The 21,294-nt window shown below is 65.0% G+C and carries 22 protein-coding genes and 3 pseudogenes; 21 read left to right on the forward strand and 4 right to left on the reverse strand.

Translation table 11 applies throughout. The annotated features are described in order from the left end of the window. Positions 1-231 precede the first annotated feature (231 nt). Positions 232-1,824, forward strand: coding sequence for an AMP-binding protein (locus QH195_RS33085; protein WP_280438288.1), 1,593 nt, complete (start codon positions 232-234; stop codon positions 1,822-1,824). Between the two features lie 323 nt (positions 1,825-2,147). Beyond that, positions 2,148-2,345, forward strand: a complete 198-nt coding sequence (locus QH195_RS33090; RefSeq protein ID WP_280438289.1) for a hypothetical protein — start codon at positions 2,148-2,150, stop codon at positions 2,343-2,345. A gap of 503 nt (positions 2,346-2,848) precedes the next feature. On the opposite strand, the pseudogene QH195_RS33095 reads toward QH195_RS33090, so the two are convergent. Next, positions 2,849-3,115, reverse strand: a pseudogene (locus QH195_RS33095) (group II intron maturase-specific domain-containing protein); the annotation flags it as partial. Positions 3,116-3,177: 62 nt separating this feature from the next. Between QH195_RS33095 and QH195_RS33100 the strand changes: the two are divergent. Both QH195_RS33100 and QH195_RS35340 read left to right on the forward strand, forming a co-directional pair. After that, a complete protein-coding gene (locus QH195_RS33100) occupies positions 3,178-3,507 on the forward strand; it encodes a transposase (RefSeq protein WP_280438290.1) in 330 nt (109 codons plus the stop codon). A 63-nt stretch (positions 3,508-3,570) separates the two neighbouring features. Further along, a complete protein-coding gene (locus QH195_RS35340; RefSeq protein WP_432278455.1) occupies positions 3,571-3,816 on the forward strand; it encodes a DUF3072 domain-containing protein in 246 nt (81 codons plus the stop codon). On the opposite strand, the gene QH195_RS33105 is transcribed toward QH195_RS35340, so the two are convergent. Continuing rightward, positions 3,803-4,522: an SDR family NAD(P)-dependent oxidoreductase gene (locus QH195_RS33105; RefSeq protein ID WP_348536864.1), complete on the reverse strand. Its 720-nt coding sequence runs from the start codon at positions 4,520-4,522 to the stop codon at positions 3,803-3,805. The genes QH195_RS35340 and QH195_RS33105 overlap by 14 nt on opposite strands. Before the next feature lie 446 nt (positions 4,523-4,968). Between QH195_RS33105 and QH195_RS33110 the strand changes: the two are divergent. Beyond that, a pseudogene (locus QH195_RS33110) lies at positions 4,969-5,097 on the forward strand (IS256 family transposase); the annotation flags it as partial. A 135-nt stretch (positions 5,098-5,232) separates the two neighbouring features. On the opposite strand, the pseudogene QH195_RS35130 reads toward QH195_RS33110, so the two are convergent. Next, a pseudogene (locus QH195_RS35130) lies at positions 5,233-5,661 on the reverse strand (putative transposase); the annotation flags it as partial. Between the two features lie 23 nt (positions 5,662-5,684). Between QH195_RS35130 and QH195_RS33115 the strand changes: the two are divergent. The 4 genes from QH195_RS33115 to QH195_RS33130 all read left to right on the forward strand — a co-directional run bounded on the left by QH195_RS33115 (position 5,685) and on the right by QH195_RS33130 (position 8,181). Beyond that, entirely contained in the window at positions 5,685-6,434 is a 750-nt protein-coding gene (locus tag QH195_RS33115) for an SDR family NAD(P)-dependent oxidoreductase (protein WP_280438292.1), read from the forward strand. A 30-nt stretch (positions 6,435-6,464) separates the two neighbouring features. Continuing rightward, entirely contained in the window at positions 6,465-6,818 is a 354-nt protein-coding gene (locus tag QH195_RS33120) for a thioredoxin family protein (protein ID WP_280438293.1), read from the forward strand. A 74-nt stretch (positions 6,819-6,892) separates the two neighbouring features. Continuing rightward, positions 6,893-7,240, forward strand: coding sequence for a carboxymuconolactone decarboxylase family protein (locus QH195_RS33125; RefSeq protein ID WP_280438294.1), 348 nt, complete (start codon positions 6,893-6,895; stop codon positions 7,238-7,240). A 248-nt stretch (positions 7,241-7,488) separates the two neighbouring features. Continuing rightward, on the forward strand, positions 7,489-8,181 hold the full coding sequence (locus QH195_RS33130; RefSeq protein WP_280438295.1) for a GntR family transcriptional regulator: 693 nt from the start codon (positions 7,489-7,491) through the stop codon (positions 8,179-8,181). A 92-nt stretch (positions 8,182-8,273) separates the two neighbouring features. Here the strand turns inward: QH195_RS33130 and QH195_RS33135 are convergent, their stop codons facing one another. Then, complete coding sequence (locus tag QH195_RS33135) at positions 8,274-8,882, reverse strand: TetR/AcrR family transcriptional regulator (protein ID WP_280438296.1); 609 nt, start codon at positions 8,880-8,882, stop codon at positions 8,274-8,276. Positions 8,883-9,467: 585 nt separating this feature from the next. Between QH195_RS33135 and QH195_RS33140 the strand changes: the two genes are divergently transcribed. The 12 genes from QH195_RS33140 (at position 9,468) to QH195_RS33195 (ending at position 21,263) form a co-directional block, all read left to right on the forward strand. Then, positions 9,468-11,438 (forward strand): flavin-containing monooxygenase, encoded by a 1,971-nt coding sequence (locus QH195_RS33140; protein WP_280438297.1) that lies wholly within the window; start codon positions 9,468-9,470, stop codon positions 11,436-11,438. Between the two features lie 39 nt (positions 11,439-11,477). Further along, a complete protein-coding gene (locus QH195_RS33145) occupies positions 11,478-11,894 on the forward strand; it encodes a nuclear transport factor 2 family protein (protein ID WP_280438298.1) in 417 nt (138 codons plus the stop codon). Beyond that, positions 11,891-13,057, forward strand: a complete 1,167-nt coding sequence (locus QH195_RS33150) for a serine hydrolase domain-containing protein (RefSeq protein WP_280438299.1) — start codon at positions 11,891-11,893, stop codon at positions 13,055-13,057. The genes QH195_RS33145 and QH195_RS33150 overlap by 4 nt, the downstream gene beginning before the upstream one ends. Further along, positions 13,054-13,917, forward strand: coding sequence for an SDR family NAD(P)-dependent oxidoreductase (locus QH195_RS33155; RefSeq protein ID WP_280438300.1), 864 nt, complete (start codon positions 13,054-13,056; stop codon positions 13,915-13,917). Before QH195_RS33150 ends, QH195_RS33155 begins: the two co-directional genes overlap by 4 nt. A gap of 78 nt (positions 13,918-13,995) precedes the next feature. Next, positions 13,996-14,922, forward strand: coding sequence for an SMP-30/gluconolactonase/LRE family protein (locus QH195_RS33160; protein WP_280438301.1), 927 nt, complete (start codon positions 13,996-13,998; stop codon positions 14,920-14,922). 17 nt (positions 14,923-14,939) lie between these two features. Further along, positions 14,940-15,845 (forward strand): SDR family NAD(P)-dependent oxidoreductase, encoded by a 906-nt coding sequence (locus tag QH195_RS33165; RefSeq protein ID WP_280438302.1) that lies wholly within the window; start codon positions 14,940-14,942, stop codon positions 15,843-15,845. 18 nt (positions 15,846-15,863) lie between these two features. Then, entirely contained in the window at positions 15,864-17,087 is a 1,224-nt protein-coding gene (locus QH195_RS33170; RefSeq protein WP_280438303.1) for a cytochrome P450, read from the forward strand. Positions 17,088-17,104: 17 nt separating this feature from the next. Next, positions 17,105-17,425: a 2Fe-2S iron-sulfur cluster-binding protein gene (locus tag QH195_RS33175; protein WP_280438304.1), complete on the forward strand. Its 321-nt coding sequence runs from the start codon at positions 17,105-17,107 to the stop codon at positions 17,423-17,425. Next, positions 17,422-18,672, forward strand: coding sequence for an NAD(P)/FAD-dependent oxidoreductase (locus tag QH195_RS33180; protein ID WP_280438305.1), 1,251 nt, complete (start codon positions 17,422-17,424; stop codon positions 18,670-18,672). Before QH195_RS33175 ends, QH195_RS33180 begins: the two co-directional genes overlap by 4 nt. A gap of 225 nt (positions 18,673-18,897) precedes the next feature. Next, positions 18,898-19,656 carry an SDR family NAD(P)-dependent oxidoreductase gene (locus QH195_RS33185; protein WP_280438306.1) on the forward strand — a complete coding sequence of 253 codons (759 nt, stop codon included), beginning with the start codon at positions 18,898-18,900 and terminating at the stop codon, positions 19,654-19,656. Continuing rightward, positions 19,653-20,054 (forward strand): VOC family protein, encoded by a 402-nt coding sequence (locus QH195_RS33190; protein WP_280438307.1) that lies wholly within the window; start codon positions 19,653-19,655, stop codon positions 20,052-20,054. Before QH195_RS33185 ends, QH195_RS33190 begins: the two co-directional genes overlap by 4 nt. A gap of 474 nt (positions 20,055-20,528) precedes the next feature. Beyond that, complete coding sequence (locus QH195_RS33195) at positions 20,529-21,263, forward strand: SDR family NAD(P)-dependent oxidoreductase (RefSeq protein ID WP_280438308.1); 735 nt, start codon at positions 20,529-20,531, stop codon at positions 21,261-21,263. The last annotated feature ends 31 nt before the right edge of the window (positions 21,264-21,294 follow it).

The raw sequence follows: 21,294 nt of genomic DNA on the forward strand, positions 1-21,294 counted from the left end.
CTTACCCCCCCCGCCCGGGCGCCCACACCCACACCCCAATTCCGTACGCTCGGGCCCGGCGGGGTGGGTGGCGGGCGGCGGGGGGGGGCCCGCCGCTTCAGAAACTGCCGGATGAGGAGATCGCGATGATCGGCCAGCTGATGAAAGACGCGGGCATCGCCGGCTGAGCCGCGGCGGTGCCGCGAGGGCAGTTGCCCAGTTGCCCTCGCACTTCATTTCCAGAGGAGAAAGATGAGTTTCGAGAGTCCATTTCCCGATGTCGACATCCCGAATGTCAGCGTCTACGAATTTCTGTTCGGCAACAACGACTCGATGTGGGGGTCGGAGACCGCACTGGTCGACGGGGCATCAGGTGCGACCATGACCTATCGGGAGTTGGTCAGCGCAATCGATGGTGTAGCAGGCGCTCTCGCAGCACGTGGCCTGTCCCGGGGTGAGGTTGTCGGTTTGCATGCGCCGAATGTGCCCGCATTCGCCACGGCCTTCCATGCAATCCTACGGGCCGGTGGCGTCGCCACCACGATAAACTCGTTGTACACCTCCGCAGACATTGCACGGCAGTTGACCGATTCGGCGACACGGTTCTTCTTCACCTACTCGTCGTTGCTTTCCCAAGCGGAAGCTGCGGCCGCACAGGCAGGAATACCTCGAGAGAGGATATTTACGCTCGACGATGTCGAGGGCTTCACCTCGATGGGCAGTCTGATCGCCGAGAGCCGCTCGGCACCGGATATTTCGTTCGATCCGGCGCAGCAACTGGCGGTTCTTCCCTACTCTTCAGGAACCACCGGAACCCCGAAGGGGGTCATGCTCACACACCGCAATCTAGTGGCCAACATTTGTCAGATAGATGGCCCGATGGGTATTCGATCGGACGACAGAATACTTGCGGTTCTACCGTTCTTTCATATCTACGGCTTAACGGTACTGCTCAATGCCGCGCTGCATCGGCGCGCGTCTCTGGTGACAATGGCCAAATTCGATCTCGGTCAGTTTCTGCAGACCGTCGCCACATATCGATGCACATTCTTGTTCATTGCGCCGCCTGTCGCTGTGGCGTTGGCCAAGCACCCGCTCGTCGACGAATTCGAGCTTTCGTCGGTGCGCTCGATCCTCTCGGGTGCTGCGCCACTGGATGAAGAGCTGGGCCGAGCCGTGGCGCGTAGACTCGGATGCCGAGTTCGTCAGGGTTACGGGATGTCCGAGATGAGCCCGGTCAGTCACGTGATTCCTTTCGACCGTCCAGACATGCCGGTTGATTCGGTCGGTCTCACCGTCGCGAATATGAGGTGCATGCTAGTCGACCCGGGCTCCGGCGTGGAGATCGAGAAACCGTCAACCGGGATGAGTGCACCCGGTGAACTCTGGTGTTCGGGACCGAACATCATGCTCGGGTATCTCGGCAACGACGAAGCCACCGCACAGACCATCGATGCAGATGGCTTTCTGCACACCGGCGATATTGCCGTTGTCGATTCCGAGGGTGTGGTGACAGTGATCGATCGAATGAAGGAACTGATCAAGTACAAGGGCTATCAGGTGCCGCCGGCCGAGCTCGAAGCGCTGCTGCTGACGCACCCTGATATCGCTGATGTTGCCGTGATCGGAGTGCCCGACGACGAAGGCGAGGAAGTCCCCAAGGCGTTTGTCGTCCCGCAGCCGGGTGCGGTTACGGATGAGGATTCCATCCTCGCCTTTGTTGCTGAGCGAGTTTCGCCACACAAGAAGATCCGCAAGGTCGAGTTCATCGAAACGATCCCCAAGTCGGCGGCTGGAAAGATACTCCGTAGAGAGCTTCGCTCTGCATCGACAACTGACCACTGACGATGCTCCGCTGAAAGATCGGCGTGCGTTCGAGGCTTCGCGTGCTGAGACTTGTTCACCTCGGCGCCGCGGCGTGAGTTCATGATCACTTTCCGTTTCACCGTCGAGGCGACAGTTCGCTTCCCGTCTGTGCAGCAACAGTCCGAAGCCGGCGCGCAGAGCGATGCGATGGGCAGTCGACCTGTGGGGCCACGATGATGGTGGGTGCACTGGGTGTGGTAGTCGGTGAGATCGGCACCAGCCCGACCTGCACGAGGTAGAGCCGTGATCAACCCGCGTCCCCCGCTCCCGGGGCCACTGACGGTGACGTCGAAGGCAACAGATTGCGTGATTCGAATCGCCGAGATTATCAGTTCAGCAGGATTGAGCATGACCTTCTTGCTTCCGCGATAGCCGAGTTCGGAGATCTCGCCGAACAGTTGGGTGGCGTTGGTGCAGCCTTCGTTCCATCGCCTGTGCAGGTGGGGTTTGAACTCGTCGAGCAGGCCCCGGCGGCGGCCGGTGTCGTTGTTGACCAGTAGTTCTTCCGCGCTGGTGGCACGGGCGAAACGGCGAACGGTTCCGCGGGCAAGACCGAGCCGGACCTCGATGGCACGCAGGCTTTCGTCGTCGCTGAGCAGTGTGTGGACCGCCGCGTAGCGTTCCCGGGTTCGGACGGCCCACTTGTCGGTCCTGTCCGGTGGGGATCCGCTCACCTCGGAACTCTGCGGCGGTTGTGGCAGGTCGATGATCGCTGGTATGGCGTCGCTGTCGGTATCGGCGGCGGCACTTGAGCAGTTGCGGTGGCGGGCGACCACTCGTTCGACGGCTTCGCCGAGGTTGTTGGGTCGGACCGGGGCGCCCTGTCGGGATTGCTCCCGGTGGGTTTCCCCGGCCCGCCCGCCGAACCCGGCGTGCCCATTACTGAGCACCGGGCTCTCCTCGAGATCATGCCGCTGGTGTCGGTGCGGGCAGCGCCGCCAGCCAGGGCGCAGGAATCGCGTTGCCCCGGTATCGGTATCGGGTGACCGAGACCGCCGAGAGGTCAAACAATTCGACTCCGTCGAAAGCGATAGGCTGCCATCCCGATTGGGTATGGAACCGTCGCCGGATAGCTTTCCAGCTCAAGCGGTGTCGGTGCTTCACACACCGGGTCATCCGCCACCGGACGAAAACTCTTGAGGCGGGCGAAGGTGTGTTTGGCGACCGCGTGCTTGAAATAGTTGGCCCATCCGCGCTGGATCTGGTTGGTCCTGACCAGCGCCACCCTGTAAGCCAGATGCGACAACCTCCGGGTCAAGACTCTGATCTTCCGTTTGAATGAGCTTCCCCCGGCTCCCCGGAGACCTCCGCGCCATGCTTGATCCTGGGTAGATGGAGGAGGATGTCACTGTGGGAACGCGGAAGTGTCCGCTTGAGCTGCGGGAGCGTGCGGTGCGGTTGTACCGGGAGTCGGAGCCGAGGCCGGTGATCCGACGGCTGGCCGAACAGCTGAAGGTGCACCCGGAGGCGTTGCGGAACTGGATCCGCCAGGCCGAGGCCGATCACGGCGAGCGCGACGATCGGCCACCGACATCGATGTTGGAGGAGAACCGGCGATTGGCGAAGGAGAACGGCGAACTGCGCCGCGTCAGTGATCTACTGGCCCGCAGCTACTTTCGCAACTCGGACGGAGGCGGAGTGGGCGTTGTTCCGGAACATTGACGGCTGGTACAACGCGCGCAGGATTCAGGCCGGCCTGGTGGGCTCTCGCCCGCCGAGTGCGACATCTCGCCCACCCCGGAGAAGGACCTGGACGATTGGATCACCGGCGACGAGCCGCTGACGGGACCCCAACGTCACTCCGGTGAACCAGCCAGCCAAGGATCCGGCCGTGAGCCCAGCCACAGGGGCACCGTGAGCTCTCCAGCCGAAAATAGCTGCGCTATGCGTGACGCAGCTATTCGACGGATCCTGAACGACGTTCTAAAACGATTCGCCCGCTACTGCAGCTACGCGGTCAGTCAGCGCTGACCTGCAACCGGAATCGATCGCGATTCACGTGAAGATCCCATAGATGCTGAGCCAGCGCCTCGGGGCTCTTCTCGGGATTCGACTCGTCGATCGCGCCGCCGATGATCAACTGCGACACTTGAATTCCCTCAGCAGCGAGTTCCTCGTTCAGCAGCTGAGCATAAGCAGCCTGACCGGCGAACGCGATGGAAGTACCTGCCACAGTCCGTCCGGGCTTGACCGCCGATCCACCGTTGACGAACAGGATGGTCCCCTTGTTCTCACCGAGATACCGCATTCCCGGCAGCACCTGGTGCACAGCTGCTATGGATCCGTAGATCGAGAACTCCACCGGGCCGACCATGTCCGCAGGCGTGGTCTCGAGTACCGGTCGCAGGAAGTCCTTCTGTGGCAGCGGGCTGTACTGCAGTACCTCGATCGGACCGAGCGTTTCGGTCACCTTCTCCAAAGCCCTGGCTATCGAGTTCGGGTCCCGTACGTCCGCAGCAAAACCCTTGGCTGCGACGCCATCCTTGGACAACTGATCTGCCAACCCATCCACGCGTCCCTGGTTGCGCGAGATCAGCCCGACGGCGAAACCCTCCGCACCGAACTTGCGCGCCACAGCCGCGCCGAGACCCCGTCCTGCACCGACGATCGCTATAGAAGTCATGGCACATACAAAGGTCTCAGCGTCCGAGAATATTCCTGCGACCGCTGTGCACATGCGTGCCGACCGGGCTCGGCGTATCCGAACCGTTGACTACTTGGGGCAGCCGCGTGATGTCCTCGTGAATCAGCGACACACGTATGCACATGAACCTCGCGGCCGTGTTGACACCGTCGGATCCGATGCGAGCGCAGCTGCGAGTCCGCGACCGTCCACATCGTCGCTCACGATTTCGATGCGGAGCAGTCACCCTGCGAGCGCGCACCTCCTGGATCTGCTTTTCGATCGCCTGAGGGGATCTTCGGCGGATTGCCTAAGCTAAGCTTTACTGCTTTGCCATCACGTTGCTTGGCCTGGTTGCCGCGTCATTGCGAGGGCCGGTTACGGGGTCCGTCAGAGAAATGATCAAATCGGGAAGGGCGCACCTTCCCGGATGGTGATCTGCAAGAAAACGGGTATTCGATCAAGGCCAGCGCTGCAACGCTGGTTGGGAAAGTACGCCCGTGCTTACGGTAGTACACGACAACGACCGCTCCAACGACGACAGCGGGCGATCGTTGCTCGACGAGATCGTCCGTGACGGTGCCCGGCAGATGCTTGCGACCGCGCTGCAGGCGGAGGTGGCCGCCTATAGCGGTGCATCTACGCACCACAAATCCCATCGAATCTACCTTCGCGACGGTGCGGCTCCGGACGAAGGTCACCAAGGGGCGGGTGTCGACGTGTCGGCGGGCCATCGCCGCGATCCACTGCCCGGCGCTGCCGGCCTCGGCGAGGGCTCGGATCTTGCGGTGGATCGTCTTGACCTCCGGCGCCTGGTCCAGCCCCAGGATCCGGCCCAACGCGGTCGGGGCGATGCGGATAGTCCTCTCCGCCCGGGCCTCACCCAACAGGGCACGAAACACGCCCTCGCACAACATCACATCCAGCGAGTACAAGCCGTTGCCGAACTCGCCGTAGCCGGTGTGCGCGGTGTCGAGCAGCCCGGTCGCGGCCAGTGCGGGCACCGCGAGGAACGACCCGGCCAGCGGGGCCCGGGCACACGCGGTGAACACCGTGACGAAAGCGCCGTCGCGCCCGGCCGTATTTCGGGAGTCCTGGTGGCATGCCGCGCCCTTACAGGCGGACTCCACCTGCTGCTTGCTTTTTCTGTAGTGATCGCTATAGTGAAGCTCGTCCACTACTTTAGCGATCACTACAGAAAAGTTGGGAGCTCCATATGGGCAAGTTGGACGGCAAGACGGCAGTTGTCACCGGCGGCAGCAGCGGAATCGGGCTCGCGACCACCAAGCGTTTCGTGGCCGAGGGGGCGTATGTGTATATCACCGGCCGCCGCGAGGACGAGCTCGCCAAGGCGAAAGCCGAGATCGGTGCGAATGTCGCTACCGTGACCGGCGACATCGCCGAGCTCGATGATCTCGACCGACTGTGGGCGCAGGTCGGCGAGGAGCGCGGATCCGTCGACATCATCGTCGCCAATGCCGGCATCGCCGAGGCCGCGACCTTGCCCGAGGTTACGCCCGCGCACTTCGACAAGGTCTTTTCCATCAATGCCCGGGGCACGTTCTTCACTGTGCAGAAGGCCCTTCCCTTGCTGAACGCCGGCGGATCCATCGTTCTGGTGTCAGGCGTCGGACATCGGCTGGGATGGCCCGATTTCCCGGTGTACTCGGGGAGTAAGGCCGCCGTACGGTCATATGCGCGGAGTTGGGCCGCCGAGTTCAAGAACCGCGGCATTCGGGTCAACGCCATCAGCCCGGGGCCGGTCGAAACCCCCATTCTCGACGGTCTCTTCTCCGGCCCGACCGACCCTTCTGCTGTGCGAGCCGGTTTCGCAGGCACCGTTCCACTCGGGCGGTTGGCAACGCCGGAGGAGATCGCCAAGGCCGTGTTGTTCCTCGCAGCAGACGACAGCAGCTTCATCACCGGGGCCGACCTGGCCGCCGACGGCGGCATGACCCAACTCTGATCCGCGCACCCACTCGATGAAAGAGAAACGATGAGTACTCTGCAACTGACCAAGGAGAACTTCGACGAAGTCGTGTCCGAAATCGATTTCGTCCTCGTCGACTTCTGGGCCGACTGGTGCCCTCCGTGCCGGATGTTCGACCCTATCTTCGAGGCAGCATCGGAACGGCACCCTGATTTGGTTTTCGGCAAAGTCGACACTATGGCGCAGCCCGAACTCGCGCAGACCTTCAAAGTTCAGTCGATCCCGACCCTCGCGATCATCAGGAATCAGGTCACCATCTTCGCCCAGCCGGGCGCGCTGCCCGAATCCGCTCTCGAAGACCTCATCGTGCAGGCGAGAAAGGTCGACATGGACGAAGTGCGCACGAGGTCCGCGAAGTAGGAGACGGCGTCCTGGATGGCCATTCCCGCTGATATCGCCGCCATCCGTTTCCCTGACCAATGAGGAGTTCCACCATGTCCTACCACGAGCACACCGACCATCAATACGCCAAGAACATCCGTGCGGGTGCGCCCGAAGCCTTCAAAGCCTTCCTTGCCTGGGATCAACAGGTGCTACGCGGCAGCGATAACGCAATTCCGCCGAAGTACGCCGAACTCATGGCCGTAGCCGTTGCGTTGACTACTCAGTGCGTGTACTGCATCGAAGCACATACCAAGGCCGCACACACTGCGGGCGCAACTCAGCAGGAACTGGCGGAGACAACCATGATTGCCGCGGCTTTGCGGGCGGGCGGGGCCGTTGCGCACGGCTTCATGGCCATGAAGTTCTTCGACCACGCCGAACAAGACAACCGTCAGTGACCTGATCGGATCAGCACTTCCTCGAGTGCGACCATCTGCATCGCTCCTTGGGCCCTGTGGGCGGGTCCAGCGGTTGTGAGGTTCGGCTGCACCATCAGGAATCTGTGGCGCCGGATTCGTCGCAGCGACAGAGGCTTGAACGCCAGTCTCGACAGCGAACGCAGCGAAACCTGAACGGTTGGCGTGCGGGGCCCCGCCAGAGCGGAAGGTCATGCACCCTAATGTGGAATGGACTGCGAGGAGTGTCCATGCCGCCCAGGAAAACCGATGCCGGCCGGTCCACGAACGAGACCGTGGCCCATGTGGTCGACGGGATCAAAAGGATGATCGTGTCAGGCGAGTTGCTCCCTGGCCAGCCGCTCCGGCAGGAGCAGATGGCCGCTGTGTTGGGGGTGAGCAGACTTCCGGTGCGCGAAGGGCTGCGTCAACTGGTGGCCGATGGGCTCGTCACCCATGAGCACAATGTCGGCTTCGCAGTGGCCCGGCTGACCCGGGAGGAGTTCGACCAGGTGTATCTGATGCGGCGGCTGCTGGAGACCGAGGTTCTCCGGAGCCTGCCGACGCCGACAGCCGGCGATCTCTCGCGCATCTCGGCGCTCGCCGACGAGATCGAACGCGCCGCCACGGAGCACGATCTGCAGCGGATACGCATGCTCAACACCGAGTTCCACCTGGCGATCTTCGAGCTGAGCGAGCAGAACCTGGTAGTCGGCGAGATCCGGCGGATCTGGACCTGGGCGCTGCCCTACCACTCGGTGTACCTGCACAGCGAGGCCGGTCGCGAACGTATCGTCGCGGAACATCGTGAGATGGTCGCGGCGCTTGCGCGTGGCGACCGGGAACGGCTGGTGGAGTTGATGGACGCCCACCGTGCGGGTTCCGATGCGTACCTGGACTTCATGCTGCAGGCCGGTGCGGCGGCGCGACCGTTCGCTGGCTGAACCCGGGCGGGGTGCGGCTGTGGGGAGTTCGGCAACGCTAGCGTTTGCCGACCGGCGGTTGGCAGGGTGCAGGAGGCGGGGCTCTGGGCGGGTCACCGTGGAACAGTTGTCTGTTCCCCGGCGAGCACGAGCCGGAACGCGTCCCGGAGCATCCCGGTGATGTCCGCGCTGGAGTCGGATTTGATCGAGTGGTCGAAGATGTGCCTGGTCGCCTGGACTATCAGGTACGCAGGCAGGGTCCGAGGGAGAGTTTGCGAGAAGGGGCCGTAGCACCGTTCCAGGAAGCGGGCCGTCGCTTCGCACAAGTCGTCGTCGACCTCCAGCCAGCGGAGGCGGTACTCCGGAGTCGACACCACCAGAGCCAGGAACCGGCGGTCGAAATCATCGATGCGCCCGCCCTGTAGCTCCGACGTCCAGGCAGCCACCAGCGAGTCCACCGGGTCACCGTCGGCCGGGGTTCGGTTCAGTGCTTCGATCACTGTCTCCGCGCTGGCGCGGAAAAGGGGGCGCACCACGTCTTCCTTCGCCGGGAAGTGGCGATAGAACGTGCGCGGCGAAACACCTGCCGCCTCGACGATGCGCTCGACCGTGGCCGAGGTGTCCCCGTCGGCGACAAAGATCTCGACGGCGGTGCGGGCGATGGCGGCACGGAGCTCCTCCGCGCGCCGTTCGGTCAGAGTCGGGCGTTTGAGCTTCGCCATGACACCTCCATTTCCCATTGATTTATGGTGCGTGAACTGCGCAAACGCAGAATGTATGCACAAATTGGCTACAATTTGTTTACACAATCTGTGTCTGTTGCTAGGCTCACATATGACAGTTTGTGCCACATGGGCACTTTCTGCAAGTCAGTGTGGACGTGTGGAGGCGACGATGACGACGGAGGACGGCCGGGACACCCTCATTGCCACGATCGGCCGGACTTTCGGCGGCAGTGAACTCGCTGTTCTCGTCGAATGCCCTGAACTTCGAGCACCTCGTCGGCTGACCCGGGAATGCGCGGGGCCGACGGGCAAAATGTGCGGCAGCCCGTCTGTGGACCGGCCCCGCGGACGGAACGTCTGCGTGCGGCATTGCCGGGATACGGGTCTGCGAAGGTCCATGCCGGTGGACCGGGCCATCGACCCGGACCGGGTGGCGGCCCTGGGTATCCGGTACGACGAATCCGGTGCCACATCGCTGCGCCGCCGACCTCAATCCGTCGCTGTTACACCCCGGTCGGGCGATCGGCCGACCGCTGACCTCTTACTCCAGTCCTATCGCAACCCATGAGGAGCCGGTGACCGATGGCAGTTATCTCCCCAACCCAGCCCACCTACATCGTTTCTCCGGTGGCCGAAGTCGATCCGGACGTGCTCGCGGCGGCCGTCGAAGCCGCAGAGCCCGGCGCTCTGCTCATGGCCCTGGTGCACCTGACCGGCGACACCGGCCTTCTCGAGGAGTTCCAGTCCGAGCTCGAGGCGGAGCGGCAGCGGGTCGAAACAGAAGGGCTGGCCTCTCCGATCCAGGGGGAGTACCCGGACAGCGTCGCCGCTCAGGTTCGCGAGGGTGCCCGGGAACTGCTCGGCACCTCCCTGTACCCGAGTATCGCCGTCCCCGACGACGAGTTGTTCCGCCGGATGGCCGAGGTGTGCGTGAACGACACGGTGGGCGAGGAGTACGTGCAGCACCTGCGGGAGCAGGCAGGATTCGAGGCTGCGCGGCCAGTGGTGCCGCGGCGGCGCACACCGCCGGAGGACTTCACCGTCGCCATCATCGGGGCCGGCATGATCGGCCTCAACGCCGCGATCAAGCTCGGTGAGGCCGGCTTCCGGTACCAGGTCTTCGAGGAACGCGACGACCTCGGCGGCACGTGGTCCCGCAACGTCTACCCGGGCGCCGCGGTGGATACGCCCAGCCACTTCTACTCCTACTCCTTCGAGTTGAATCCGCGGTGGTCGAAGTACTACCCGACCGGGCCGGAGTATCTGGACTACATGCGCGGGGTTGCGCGTAAGTACGACCTCTACCCGCACATCTCCTTCGCCACCAAGGTTCTCGCTTGTGAGTGGCACGACGATGAGCAGATGTGGCACGTGACCGTCCGCGATAGCCAGGGTTCCGTGCACACTCATCGTGCGAACGCGGTGGTCACGGCCACCGGTGTGCTCAACGGCGCGTTCATCCCCGAATTCGAGGGCATGGACACGTTTCGCGGTGAGATGATGCATACCGCGCAGTGGCGAGAGGATGTCGATCTCACGGGCAAGCGGGTGGTGATCCTCGGAACCGGCTGCACTGCAGTGCAGGTCGTCGCGAGCATCGCCGAGCAGGTCGCCTCGCTGGATGTTGTGCTGCGCCAACCGCACTGGGTCGTCCCCGAGCAGGCCGTGGCCGCCGAAGTGTCCAGTAGCGTCCGGTGGGCGCTGGAGCACATCCCTTACTACCACCAGTGGTTCCGGCTCAAGTCCTACTGGTGGGCTTCCGACAAGGGCTGGGTCATTCCGCGAATCGACGAAGAGTGGTACGCCACGCACGTCTCGGCTTCGCCGGCCAACGACGCCGTGATGCAGGTGTGCCTGGACTACCTGGACAGGATGTTCGCGGACCGGCCCGATCTGAAGGAGAAGCTGACACCGGACTTCCCGCCGTTCGCGAAGCGGATCGTGAAGGACCCCGGCTTCTTCGAGGCGATCAAGCGGGACAACGTGTCTGTGCACCGCGCGTCGTTCCGCGAGATTCATCCTGACGGGGTCGTGACCACTGAGGGAGAGTTCATCGCCGCCGACGTGATCATCTGGGCCACGGGTTTCAAACTCGAGTACCTCGGCTTCCTCGACGTGGCCGGCCGTGGAGGGCGGAAACTCGCGGAGGAGTGGGCCGATGAGAACCCACGCGCCTACCTCGGGATCACCGTGCCGGGCTTTCCCAACTTCTTCGTGACCGCTGGCCCCAACGCCGCGCCCAACCACGGCGGCGGCCACAACATCACCAGCGAAGAGCATGTCCACTACGTCGTGGAGAGCCTGCAATACCTGATCGAGCACGGTCACGCGGCGATGGAGCCGAAACGGACCGCGACAGACGAGTACAACCGGCGGGTCGACGAGGAGCTGGACAAGACGGTGTGGCAGCACGCCCGCACTGCCAACGGCTATTACCGCAACAAGGCCGGCCGCGCGTGGATCACCTGTCCGTGGCGGCTCGTCGACTACTGGGCAATGCTGCGGGCTCCCGAACCGGAGGACTACGTGTTCACGGCGGGCGTGCGGCATTGAGCACCACGGAAGCACATCGGACGAGCAGACGGGCAGACGGTGGATAGCGGCGAACAGACACACCGGGTCGCGAACGTGCTCTTCGCATTCGCGCGCATGGCCGACGAAGGGACGATCGAGGAACTCGGCGCCTTGTGTACCGAGGACGTCGAATGGCAAATGGCGGGACGGACGTGGCGGGGGCGGCAGGAGGTCATCGCGGGTCTCCTCTCGATGCGTGCGGCCGGCCACGCCGGACCGGACTCGGGGAACCGGCACGTGGTGACAAACCAGGAGATCGAGGTGCACGGCGGGGACGCCACCGCACGCTCTTACTTCCAGCTGGTGAGCGTTGACGCCCCTGCGAAGATCGCCGCTTTCGGCGCGTATCGGGACTTGTTGCGCCGCACCGCCGGCGATCACTGGCTGATCGCCAGGCGTGAAGTCCTGACTCCGACGTACGAGGAGAACCGATGACCACCACCGACAACTCTTCCGCCACCGACGTCCGGGTTCGGGAAGCTCTCGACCGTGCTCTGGAACTGGGAGAAACGGCTATTTCGGTCGCCGCGTACCACCGTGGCGAATTGATCGTCGACGCGGTGGGCGGGCTCGCCGACTCCGAGCGGGGTATACCGGCCGACGAACAGACTCTGTTCCCGGTGTTCTCGGTGACCAAGGGGGTGACCGCGATGGCCCTTCATCTGCAGGCGGAGCGGGGATTGGTGGACCTGCAGGCGCCGGTCGCGCAGTATTGGCCGGAGTTCGCCGTGAACGGCAAGGACACGATCACCGTCGAGCACGCGTTGTCGCACCGGGCCGGGATCCCGCAGATGCCCGACGGCATCACACCTGCGCTGATGGCCGACTGGGAGTGGATGACCTGTGGCATCGCCGGTTTCACCCCGGTGTTCCCGCCGGGCGCCGCCAACGCATACCACGTTCTGGTATGGGGATGGATCGTCGGCGAGGTCGTGCGACGCACCGACCCGCGCAACCGCCCGTTCGACGTATTCGTCGCCGAGGAGATCTGTCGGCCGCTCGGTGTGACCGACTTTCACCTCGGGGTGCCAGACGCGGATCTACCCCGAGTCGCGAAACTATATGGCGGCAACGAGTTTTCCATCGTCGACGACCACAATGTGAGCCCCCGTGAGGTGTTTCCCGGGTCGGAGGTCCACAACCAACAGGTCGTGCAACAGGCCGTCGATCCCGGTGCAGGGGCGATCGCCACCGCGAGCTCGGTGGCGCGGATCTTCGCGCTGCTCGCCGAAGGCGGCGAACTCGACGGCGTACGGCTGCTCTCGTCCGAGCGGACCGCCACGCTCACCAGCCTCCGACAGGGAGCGCACGATCCGGACCGGGTGCTCACGATCCCGGTCTGGTTCGGCGCCAACGGATTCTGGCTCGGCGGCGAACCAGGCGCCTCCGACCCGCTGGTCGGCGACCACCGGGAAATCGTCTACAGCCCCGGTGCGGGCGGATCCATCGCCTGGGCGGACCTGCGGGACCGGCTTGCCGTCTCGATCTGCCACAACAACATGGACACCCCGGCCATCACCAGCCCGGAGCGAACATTCGAGCCGGTTGTCCAGGTAATCCGCGAGATCGTCGCGGAGCGGGAGAGGAGTGGTCGATGAGCTCGGCGAAGGATCTGTTCGGCGGCGGTGTCGCCGTGATCACCGGCGCAGGGGCCGGCATCGGCGCGGGACTGGCCCGCCATGCCGCCCGTGAGCTGGGCATGACCGTGGTCCTGGCTGATGTGGACAGTGCCGCGATCGCGGGACTGCGCACGGAGCTCGTGGACGCCGGCGTCCGCGCTGTCGATCTCACCTGCGATGTGCGCGACGCCACGGCGATGGAGGAACTCGCCGAACGTGTCGTCGGCGAGGTAGGACCGGTCCGGCTTCTGGTCAACAACGCTGGCGTGGAGCAATTCGGGTATCTGTGGGATACGCCGGTCGCGAACTGGGAGCGACTGGTCGACATCAACATCACCGGCGTCTTCCACGGCATCAAGGCGTTCCTGCCACGAATGATGGCCGAGTCCGGTCCGTCGTGGGTATGGAACATGTCGTCGGTCGGCGGTGTCGCTGCCAGTCCACTGCAGGCGCCCTACATCATGAGCAAGCACGCCGTGCTGGCACTGACCGAGTGCCTGCATCAGGAGGTGGAGCTGGCCGGACACGCCTCTCACATACACGTACAAGCTGTGTTGCCGGGCGCGGTGGCATCGAACATCTTCGAGTCCGCGGGCGCGGTCGACACCGGTGACACCACCGCCGCCGAGGAGCATCGCGCCGCGATGCTGAAGGTGAAAGAGCAGGCCATGGACCCGCTCGACGCCGCTCGGATTTTCTTCGATCAGGCCGCGGCAGGAGAGTTCTACCTCGTGTCGCAATCGTTCGTCAGCGCGGCGATGGCAGCGCGCGCCGACGTGCTCGAGAACCGCAGCGCCCCCGTCCTGATGCACGGCGAGTACACCGTTTCGGACGAATGACCGATCCGCGTAGATGGCCGACATCAAGGTCAGGTCGCTGCGCGCCGAACTCGCCTATCCGCTCTCATGGAGGAAATGATGACCGACACCGACGTCGATCCATTCGTGGCCGCCGATCCCGTCATCGCGCACGAACTGTCCAGGGGATACACCTGGGCCGAGTGCCCTCGGTGGCACGACGGAGCGCTGTGGTTCAGCGATATGTACCACCACCAGATCCTGCGGCTGGACGCCGAGGGTACCCCGGAGACCATGGTTGATCTATCCACGCGGACCTCGGTCAACGGCACCGAGGTGATCCCGGGCGGTTTCGGATGGCTACCCGACGGCCGGCTGATCGTGACTTCGATGCACGAGCGCCTCGTCTTGGCGTTCGACGGCGTGCGGCTCACCGAGTACGCCGACCTACGCCGGCTGGCCACGGGACCGGTCAACGACATGGTCGTTGACGCCGACGGCCGCGCGTATGTCACGCAGCTAGGGTTCGAGCTGTTCGAAGGGGAGGGCCCGCGCGACTCTGCTCTGCTGGTGGTCGAGCCGGACGGCACCGCCCGGGCTTTGGCCGAACTCGGCGGCTTCTCCGGTGCGAACGGCATAGCGATCAACGCCGACGGCACCCGAGTGGTGACCGCGGAGGCCTTCGCCAACCGGCTCACCGAGCTCGACCGCGACGAGCACGGCCGATTGAGCGGACGACGGGTGTTCGCCACGACGCCGTCTCTGCCCGACGGCATCTGCCTGGACGCCGACGGTGGGGTGTGGGCGGGTATGCCCTCGGTGCCAGCTGTGGCGCGGTTCGTCGATGGCGGTGCCGTCACCGACGTGGTGCGGTTCCGTTCCGAGGAGGCGTTGCCGCCCGCGTGTGTCCTCGGCGGCGAGGACCGGCGCACGCTCCTCATCTGCGCCGGGCTGGACGTCCTGGACTGGGAGCAGTCGCGGCGCAACCTTAACGGCACCATCTGGACTGCCGCTGGCCGCGTCGGCGGCGGCGCGTGCCGGCCCTGAAAGTGAGGAGAACAACGGTGAAACCCCTGTCCTTCATCGACCGCGTCGTGGTGGTCACCGGCGCGGGTCGCGGTATCGGCCGTGCGCACGCACTCCTGCTGGCCGAGCGCGGCGCGTCTGTGGTGGTCTCCGACCTCGGTGCCACTGTGGATGGGTCCGAAGTGGACGGCGACGACCCGGCGGCTGCGGTGGTCGAACAGATCCGGGCCGCAGGCGGCCGGGCTGTGGCCTCGCGTGCGGACGTGTCCACCGAAAGCGGCGCCGCTTCCGTCGTGGACGCCGCGATCACGGAGTTCGGACGGCTCGACGCGCTGATCAACAATGCGGGGATCGTCCGCACCGCCCATTTCGACGCCGTTCCGGCCGAGGAGTACCAGCGTTACCTCGACGTCCACTTCTTCGGCTCGCTGCACATGTGCCGTTCAGCGTGGCCGCATCTGATCGCTTCTGACGCCGGACGGGTGGTCAACACGGTTTCGGCCGCGTTCCTGGGCAATCCGCTGATGACCCACTACGGCAGTGCCAAAGGTGCGGTGTTCTCCCTGACCCGCAACCTCGCGATCGAGGGCGCCGAGCACGGCATCCTGGTGAATGCACTGGCCCCCGGCGCCGGGACCCGGATGGTGGAGAACTCGGCCGACGGATTGTCGCCCGAGATATTGCACCGTCTACGGACGCAACTCCGGCCCGAACAGGTCGCCCCGGTCGCGGCCTACCTCGCCCACCCGGCCTGCCGAGTCACCGGTGAGGTCTTCAATGCTGCGGGCGGCGGTGTGAGCCGCACCGCGATCATGACCACCAGCGGTATCCACGACCCGGATCTGACCCCGGAACTGGTCGCGGAGCGATTCACCGAGATCCTGACCGTCACCGCGGAGGCGAAACCAGAAGTCATCGCAGTCCCCGAACCCCAAAGCACCTGATCTGTCCCTGGAGAAACCATGACCGAAACCACTACGGGAACCGAGTTCCCGTTCGGGCCGCTCGCCGCTCCCGAAGCGGTGGACCACTTCAAACGACTCTTGGCCGACCGGCCGATGACCCGGGTTACCATGCCCTACGGCGGCGATGTGTGGATCGTGCACCGCCACCGGGCGGCGAAGGAGGTTCTCAGCGACCCACGGTTCGTGCGCGAGCCGTTCCGCACCGGCGAGCGGGTGGTGCCCTTCTTCGTGCCGTTCCCCGACTTCCTACGTACCACGCTCCAGTTCGAGGATCCCCCGCAGCACACCAAGCTGCGCAGGCTGGTGCAGAAGGCGATTTCACCGCGTCGTGTGCGGGAGATGCGTGCCTCGGCTGTCGCGTTCGCCAATGAGCTGATCGATGGAATGCTGGCCCGGGGCGGGGTGCGCAACCTGGTGACCGAGTACACGTTGTCGCTGCCCATCGAGATGCTCAGTTCCTTGCTGGGAGTCCCGTCGTCGGACCGGGACAAGTTCGAGAGATGGAGTTCCTCGACCCTGGCCGTCGCGGGCAAGTCGGAGGACGAGGTTGCCGCCGATATGGCCGAGCTCGCCGCTTACATGACGGATTTGATCGCCCGGCGGCGTATCGAGCCGCGGGAGGACCTGCTCAGCTCCCTGGCAAACGCGCGTGAAAAGGACGAGTCGCTCACCGACGCCGAGATCCTGCCGATCGCATTCGTCCTCATCGTCGGCGGTTTCGACAACACGGCCAACTTCCTGACCACCGGTGTGCTGTCGTTGCTGCGGTCCGACGAACACCGGGAGTTGTTCTTGACCGACCCGGACGGCCTCGCCCCCACAGCCGCCGAGGAGGTGTTGCGGCACGGCGGGTTCATGATGGGGTCGCCTGTCAGCGGTGGCGGCGGCCTGGTGCCGTTCGTCGCGACCGACGACGTCGTCATCGACGGGCAGCTCATCGCCGCGGGTGAGGCGGTGAGCATCGATCCTGCCGCGGCTAGCCACGATCCGGACGCGGTGGCGGACCCGGGCCGGTTCGACATCACGCGCAAGGACAACCCGCACCTGATGCTCAGCTACGGCCTGCACCACTGCCTTGGGGCCCCGTTGGCTCGGATGGAGTTGCAGGTCGGCCTGGCCGAGCTGTTCAAGCGGATCCCGGACCTGCGGTTGGCGGGTGAACCCGAGGTTCGCCGCGACGTGCTGACCCAGCCCATGACAGCCCTACCGGTGACCTGGTGAGTGAAAGGAGCACAACCGTGCCAAAGGTGTTCTACACCCTGCCCGACGGCACCGAGCGGGTGGTCGATGGAGTCGTCGGCGACTCTGTCATGCAGAGTGCCGTCCGCAACGGGGTTTCGGGCATCGTGGGGCAGTGCGGGGGCGTGCTGTCCTGCGCCACCTGCCACGTCTTCCTCGCCGAGAACGATACCGGTGGCTTCCCACCGGTCGGCGAGGACGAGGACGAAATGCTCGACTGCGCCGCGACCGAACGCGAGGATACCTCCCGCTTGTCGTGTCAGCTGATCCTGGCCGACGGGCAGGAGGTCCACGTGACCGTACCGGAAACCCAGCTGTGAGCGCGGGCCGCTTGCTGGTGGTGGGCGCCGGGCAGGCCGGCGTCCAGGTGGCGAGCAGCGCCCGGGAGCTGGGATGGTCCGGCCCGATCACGCTCGTCGGCCAGGAGCCGGACGCGCCTTATGGGCGGCCACCGTTGTCGAAGGCGTTCCTCCAGGGAAAGCTCTCCGCGGAGTCCTTGGCGCTGCGATCGACTGCGTTCTACCAGGAGCAGGGCGTGGACCTGGTGCTCGGCGAGCGCGTCGATCACCTGGACCTCTCCGCCGGTTCCGCGACCGCGGTCTCCGGCAGGTCGTGGGGGTTCGACCGGCTCGTGCTCGCGACCGGGGCCAGGCCGCGCACCCTCGCGATCGAGGGTGCCGAGCTGGACGGTGTGGCGGTACTCCGGGACGTCCAGCACGCGTATGCCCTGTCCCGGCGCCTTGCCGCAGTGTCGGACATGGTCGTGATCGGTGGTGGTTTTATCGGTTTGGAGGTAGCTGCCACTGCTGCGGCGAACGGGATCCGGGCGGCAGTCGTGGAGGCCGCCCCAGCGCTGTTGAATCGCGTCGTTAGCACTGCCACCGCGGAGGTCGTCGAGACCGCGCACCGGGCGGCCGGTGTCGACGTGCGAATCGGCGTGCGTCCCGTCCGGTTGCTCGGCGAACGCGGCACGGTGCGCGCAGTGGAACTGGCAGACGGTACCGAGTTGCCCGCCCAGCTCGTACTCATCGCGGTCGGTGCGCAGCCGAACGAGGACCTAGCCCGAGCCGCTGGTCTGCGTTGCGACGGCGGAATTGTCGTGGACGGTTGCTCGCTGACCTCCGATGGTCGCACCCTCGCGGTCGGTGACTGCGCCAATCTGCCTGATCCCACACCCGATGGCGAGGCCGACGGTCGGTTGCGGCTGGAGAGCGTGGACAACGCGATCGAACAGGCGAAGGCTGCGGCCCACACGCTCGTCGGTGTGCACCGTCCGTACCGTGGAGTGCCGTGGTTCTGGTCGGATCAGGGCGAGCTCAAACTGCAGATAGCCGGTCTCGCACACCCGGATGACGACTCCGTCGTCCGGACCGGCGGGCGGCCGGGCCGGACGGCGGTGCTGCGGTACCGGAACGACCGGCTCGTCGCTGTCGAGTGCGTGAACAACCCGGCCGAGTTCCTCGCGGCCCGCAAAGCGCTCGGCTCCGGACAGCAACTCCCGCAAGCTCACGCCGCGGATGCCGAGGTGCCGTTGAAGAAGCTGTTCGCCGAGGCGCACGGAGGCTGAGCAAGGGCTCGGGTTCACTACAGAACTCGGACGGTCTATGTGAGGTCGACGGATGTGGCTCTGGTTGTCCACGCATCACCGCGAGACGGTGAATGCGTTCAAACGCGGTGACCTCGGCGGGCAGCAACCGGTCCACGCTATTCCGAATTGTCGCTCCGCGGAGAGCGGGCAGAGGCAGGACGCCACCCCTGCAAGCCGGTGGCATATCTATCGAAAGGTGAACTCGTGTTCGAGTTGGACGGACGAATCGCCCTGGTTACGGGCGCCGGCCAGAGCGTGGGGGAGGGGATCGCGACGGTGCTCGCGCGCCAAGGGGCGACGGTGGTGGTGAACGACCTGTTCGCCGAGCGTGCCGAGCGGGTGGCCCAGACCATCGTCGCCGAGGGTAACAAGGCTATCGCCAGAGCCTTCGACGTCACCAACTTCCAGGCGACGGAGGATGCGGTCCGGTCAACCGAGGCCGAGCTCGGGCACCAAGTGGACATCTTGGTGAACAACGCGGGCGTCGCGGAGGGGCAGACCACCAAGCCGTTCCGGGAATTGACCCCCGAGCAGTGGCCGCCGTCGATCGACCTCAACATCTACGGTGCGTTGAATTGCATCAAGGTGGTCATCGATGGGATGTGCGACAACGGCTGGGGCCGGGTCGTCCAGATCTCCTCGGGATCGGCGCGCACCGGGCAGAACATCAACGTCTCGATGTACGCGACCGGCAAGAGTGGCATCGAGGGCTTCATCCGGCACCTCGCCGCCGAAACCGGCCAGTACGGTGTGACTGCCAACAATGTCGCCCTCGGCCTGCAGGCCAACCTGGAGCGGGTGATGCCGCCAGAGCAGATCGAGCGGTTGGTCGCGGGCATACCCATCGGACGGCTGGGCGACCCCATCGAGGTCGGCGCTTTGTGCGCGTACCTGGCATCGAACGAGGCCGGTGGGATGACCGGGCAGACGCTCGATTTCAACGGCGGGTCGCAGACCCGATGAGCGGTACGCACTCGGCTCCGGTCACTCTGTCACTCACCGCAATCCGAGTTACGGACCTGGCGCGGTCCAGGGAGTTCTACACCACCGGCTGCGGATTCGCCGAGGAAGCGGCATTCTCCACCGAAACGTTCGACGCGGTGATTCTGCGGGCCGGGACGGCTGGGGTCGAACTCATCACGCCGCACGGTACATCCGCACCGCCCGATCACGGCACGATGTTCACCAAACTGGTGTGCAACACCGACGATGTCGCCGGGGTGATGGCCGCCGCCTGTGCGCATGGCGGCACCGAGGAGATGCCCGCGACCACGCTGGCCCGATTCGGTGGGCGCACCATCGGCATGGTTCGCGATCCCGACGGGTATCTGCTCGAGTTCGTAGGCTCGTCCGCTCAGTAGCGAGCCAGTGAGCGGGCGGCTGGGTTGTGGCGGCGTCGGCGCGGGCCGCTGGTGCGGACCGTGCCGGACGGCAGTGATCGAATAAGTGACCACGATCGGCGAGAACGCGGTGGATGCATTGCGTCGACGACGTGTGCTCGAGCCTGCAATCGATGGCGAGGTGCGAAACCGAACCACTGCACTGTTCGACTCGCAGCGATATTGCTGCGGCCGATCAGCTCGCGGTAGCAGGCCCGGCTGATCCCGCGCTGTACCGCCCGGTTCGGGCTCTGATCGGCCACGGACACCGGTTCCCGCTGCCGGACAGGACCGGAGGCGGCAGTGTTCGTCAAAACAGTCGAATTGATCCACCGAACGCGTGACTATGCTACAAATGTCGCATAGTCTTATTGGGTGTGAGCATGGATCTTGCACCCGCCGAACTTTCGCCCAGATCGGGCGGATCGGTGTGTTCAGAAAGGTGCGTGTCATACCATGCGATTCGACGGTAAAAGGGTCTTCGTCACCGGCGCGGCATCGGGTATCGGCGCGGCAACGCTGGCCCTTTTCCGCAAGGAGGGTGCCAAGGTCGTCGGCGTCGATGTCACTCCGGGCGCGGATCTGATGCACTGCGATGTGGCCGATCCGGCCTCGGTTCAGCAAGCAATCGATGCCAGTGTCGACCGGCTCGGTGGCTTGGACGTCCTTGTGAACGTCGCCGGTATCAGTAGTCTGCGCAAACTCGAGGACGAGACCTTCGAGCGCTGGCAGCAGATCATGGGTGTCAACGCCACCGGGCCGATGCTGCTGACGAAAGCAGCCCTTCCGCACCTGCGTGCGAGTCGCGGGAACATCGTGACCGTCGCGTCCATATCGGCGCTGCAAGGCCAGCCGTACCTATCCGCCTACTGCGCATCCAAGGGCGCGGTCCTCCAATTCATGAAATCGATGGCGGTCGAGCTGGCTGCGGACCACATCCGGGTCAATTGCGTTTGTCCGGGCGGTGTCGGAGCGCTTCCCTCCGCCGAAGAAGCGCAAGGGGAGGTTCCGGCGGCACTGGAGAACCTCGCCGACGTCGATCTGACGTTGCTCACGCGACTCAACGGTGTCCTGCCCGGTATCACCGAGCAGGACGATATCGCCGAGGCAATCGCCTGGCTGGCCTCCGATGCGGCGCGCTCGGTGAGCGGCGTCGCGCTCCGTGTCGATCGCGCCACATTGTGGCAGTGACGTAGCAGCCGCTCTGAAAGCGAAAGGGCCA

The organism is Nocardia carnea (assembly GCF_029868855.1).
Taxonomy (GTDB): Bacteria; Actinomycetota; Actinomycetes; order Mycobacteriales; family Mycobacteriaceae; genus Nocardia; species Nocardia carnea_A.

What these genes read in the sequence shown, in the direction of transcription:
- QH195_RS33150 (WP_280438299.1), top strand. Translation starts at nt 11,891, where the DNA reads ATGACCACCACCGACAACTCTTCCGCCACCGACGTCCGGGTTCGGGAA.
- QH195_RS33130 (WP_280438295.1), top strand. Translation starts at nt 7,489, where the DNA reads ATGCCGCCCAGGAAAACCGATGCCGGCCGGTCCACGAACGAGACCGTG.
- QH195_RS33140 (WP_280438297.1), top strand. Translation starts at nt 9,468, where the DNA reads ATGGCAGTTATCTCCCCAACCCAGCCCACCTACATCGTTTCTCCGGTG.
- QH195_RS33115 (WP_280438292.1), top strand. Translation starts at nt 5,685, where the DNA reads ATGGGCAAGTTGGACGGCAAGACGGCAGTTGTCACCGGCGGCAGCAGC.
- QH195_RS33160 (WP_280438301.1), top strand. Translation starts at nt 13,996, where the DNA reads ATGACCGACACCGACGTCGATCCATTCGTGGCCGCCGATCCCGTCATC.
- QH195_RS33100 (WP_280438290.1), top strand. Translation starts at nt 3,178, where the DNA reads ATGGAGGAGGATGTCACTGTGGGAACGCGGAAGTGTCCGCTTGAGCTG.
- QH195_RS33190 (WP_280438307.1), top strand. Translation starts at nt 19,653, where the DNA reads ATGAGCGGTACGCACTCGGCTCCGGTCACTCTGTCACTCACCGCAATC.
- QH195_RS33120 (WP_280438293.1), top strand. Translation starts at nt 6,465, where the DNA reads ATGAGTACTCTGCAACTGACCAAGGAGAACTTCGACGAAGTCGTGTCC.
- QH195_RS33155 (WP_280438300.1), top strand. Translation starts at nt 13,054, where the DNA reads ATGAGCTCGGCGAAGGATCTGTTCGGCGGCGGTGTCGCCGTGATCACC.
- QH195_RS33105 (WP_348536864.1), bottom strand. Translation starts at nt 4,522, where the DNA reads ATGTGCACAGCGGTCGCAGGAATATTCTCGGACGCTGAGACCTTTGTA.
- QH195_RS33125 (WP_280438294.1), top strand. Translation starts at nt 6,893, where the DNA reads ATGTCCTACCACGAGCACACCGACCATCAATACGCCAAGAACATCCGT.
- QH195_RS33135 (WP_280438296.1), bottom strand. Translation starts at nt 8,882, where the DNA reads ATGGCGAAGCTCAAACGCCCGACTCTGACCGAACGGCGCGCGGAGGAG.
- QH195_RS33195 (WP_280438308.1), top strand. Translation starts at nt 20,529, where the DNA reads ATGCGATTCGACGGTAAAAGGGTCTTCGTCACCGGCGCGGCATCGGGT.
- QH195_RS33170 (WP_280438303.1), top strand. Translation starts at nt 15,864, where the DNA reads ATGACCGAAACCACTACGGGAACCGAGTTCCCGTTCGGGCCGCTCGCC.
- QH195_RS33085 (WP_280438288.1), top strand. Translation starts at nt 232, where the DNA reads ATGAGTTTCGAGAGTCCATTTCCCGATGTCGACATCCCGAATGTCAGC.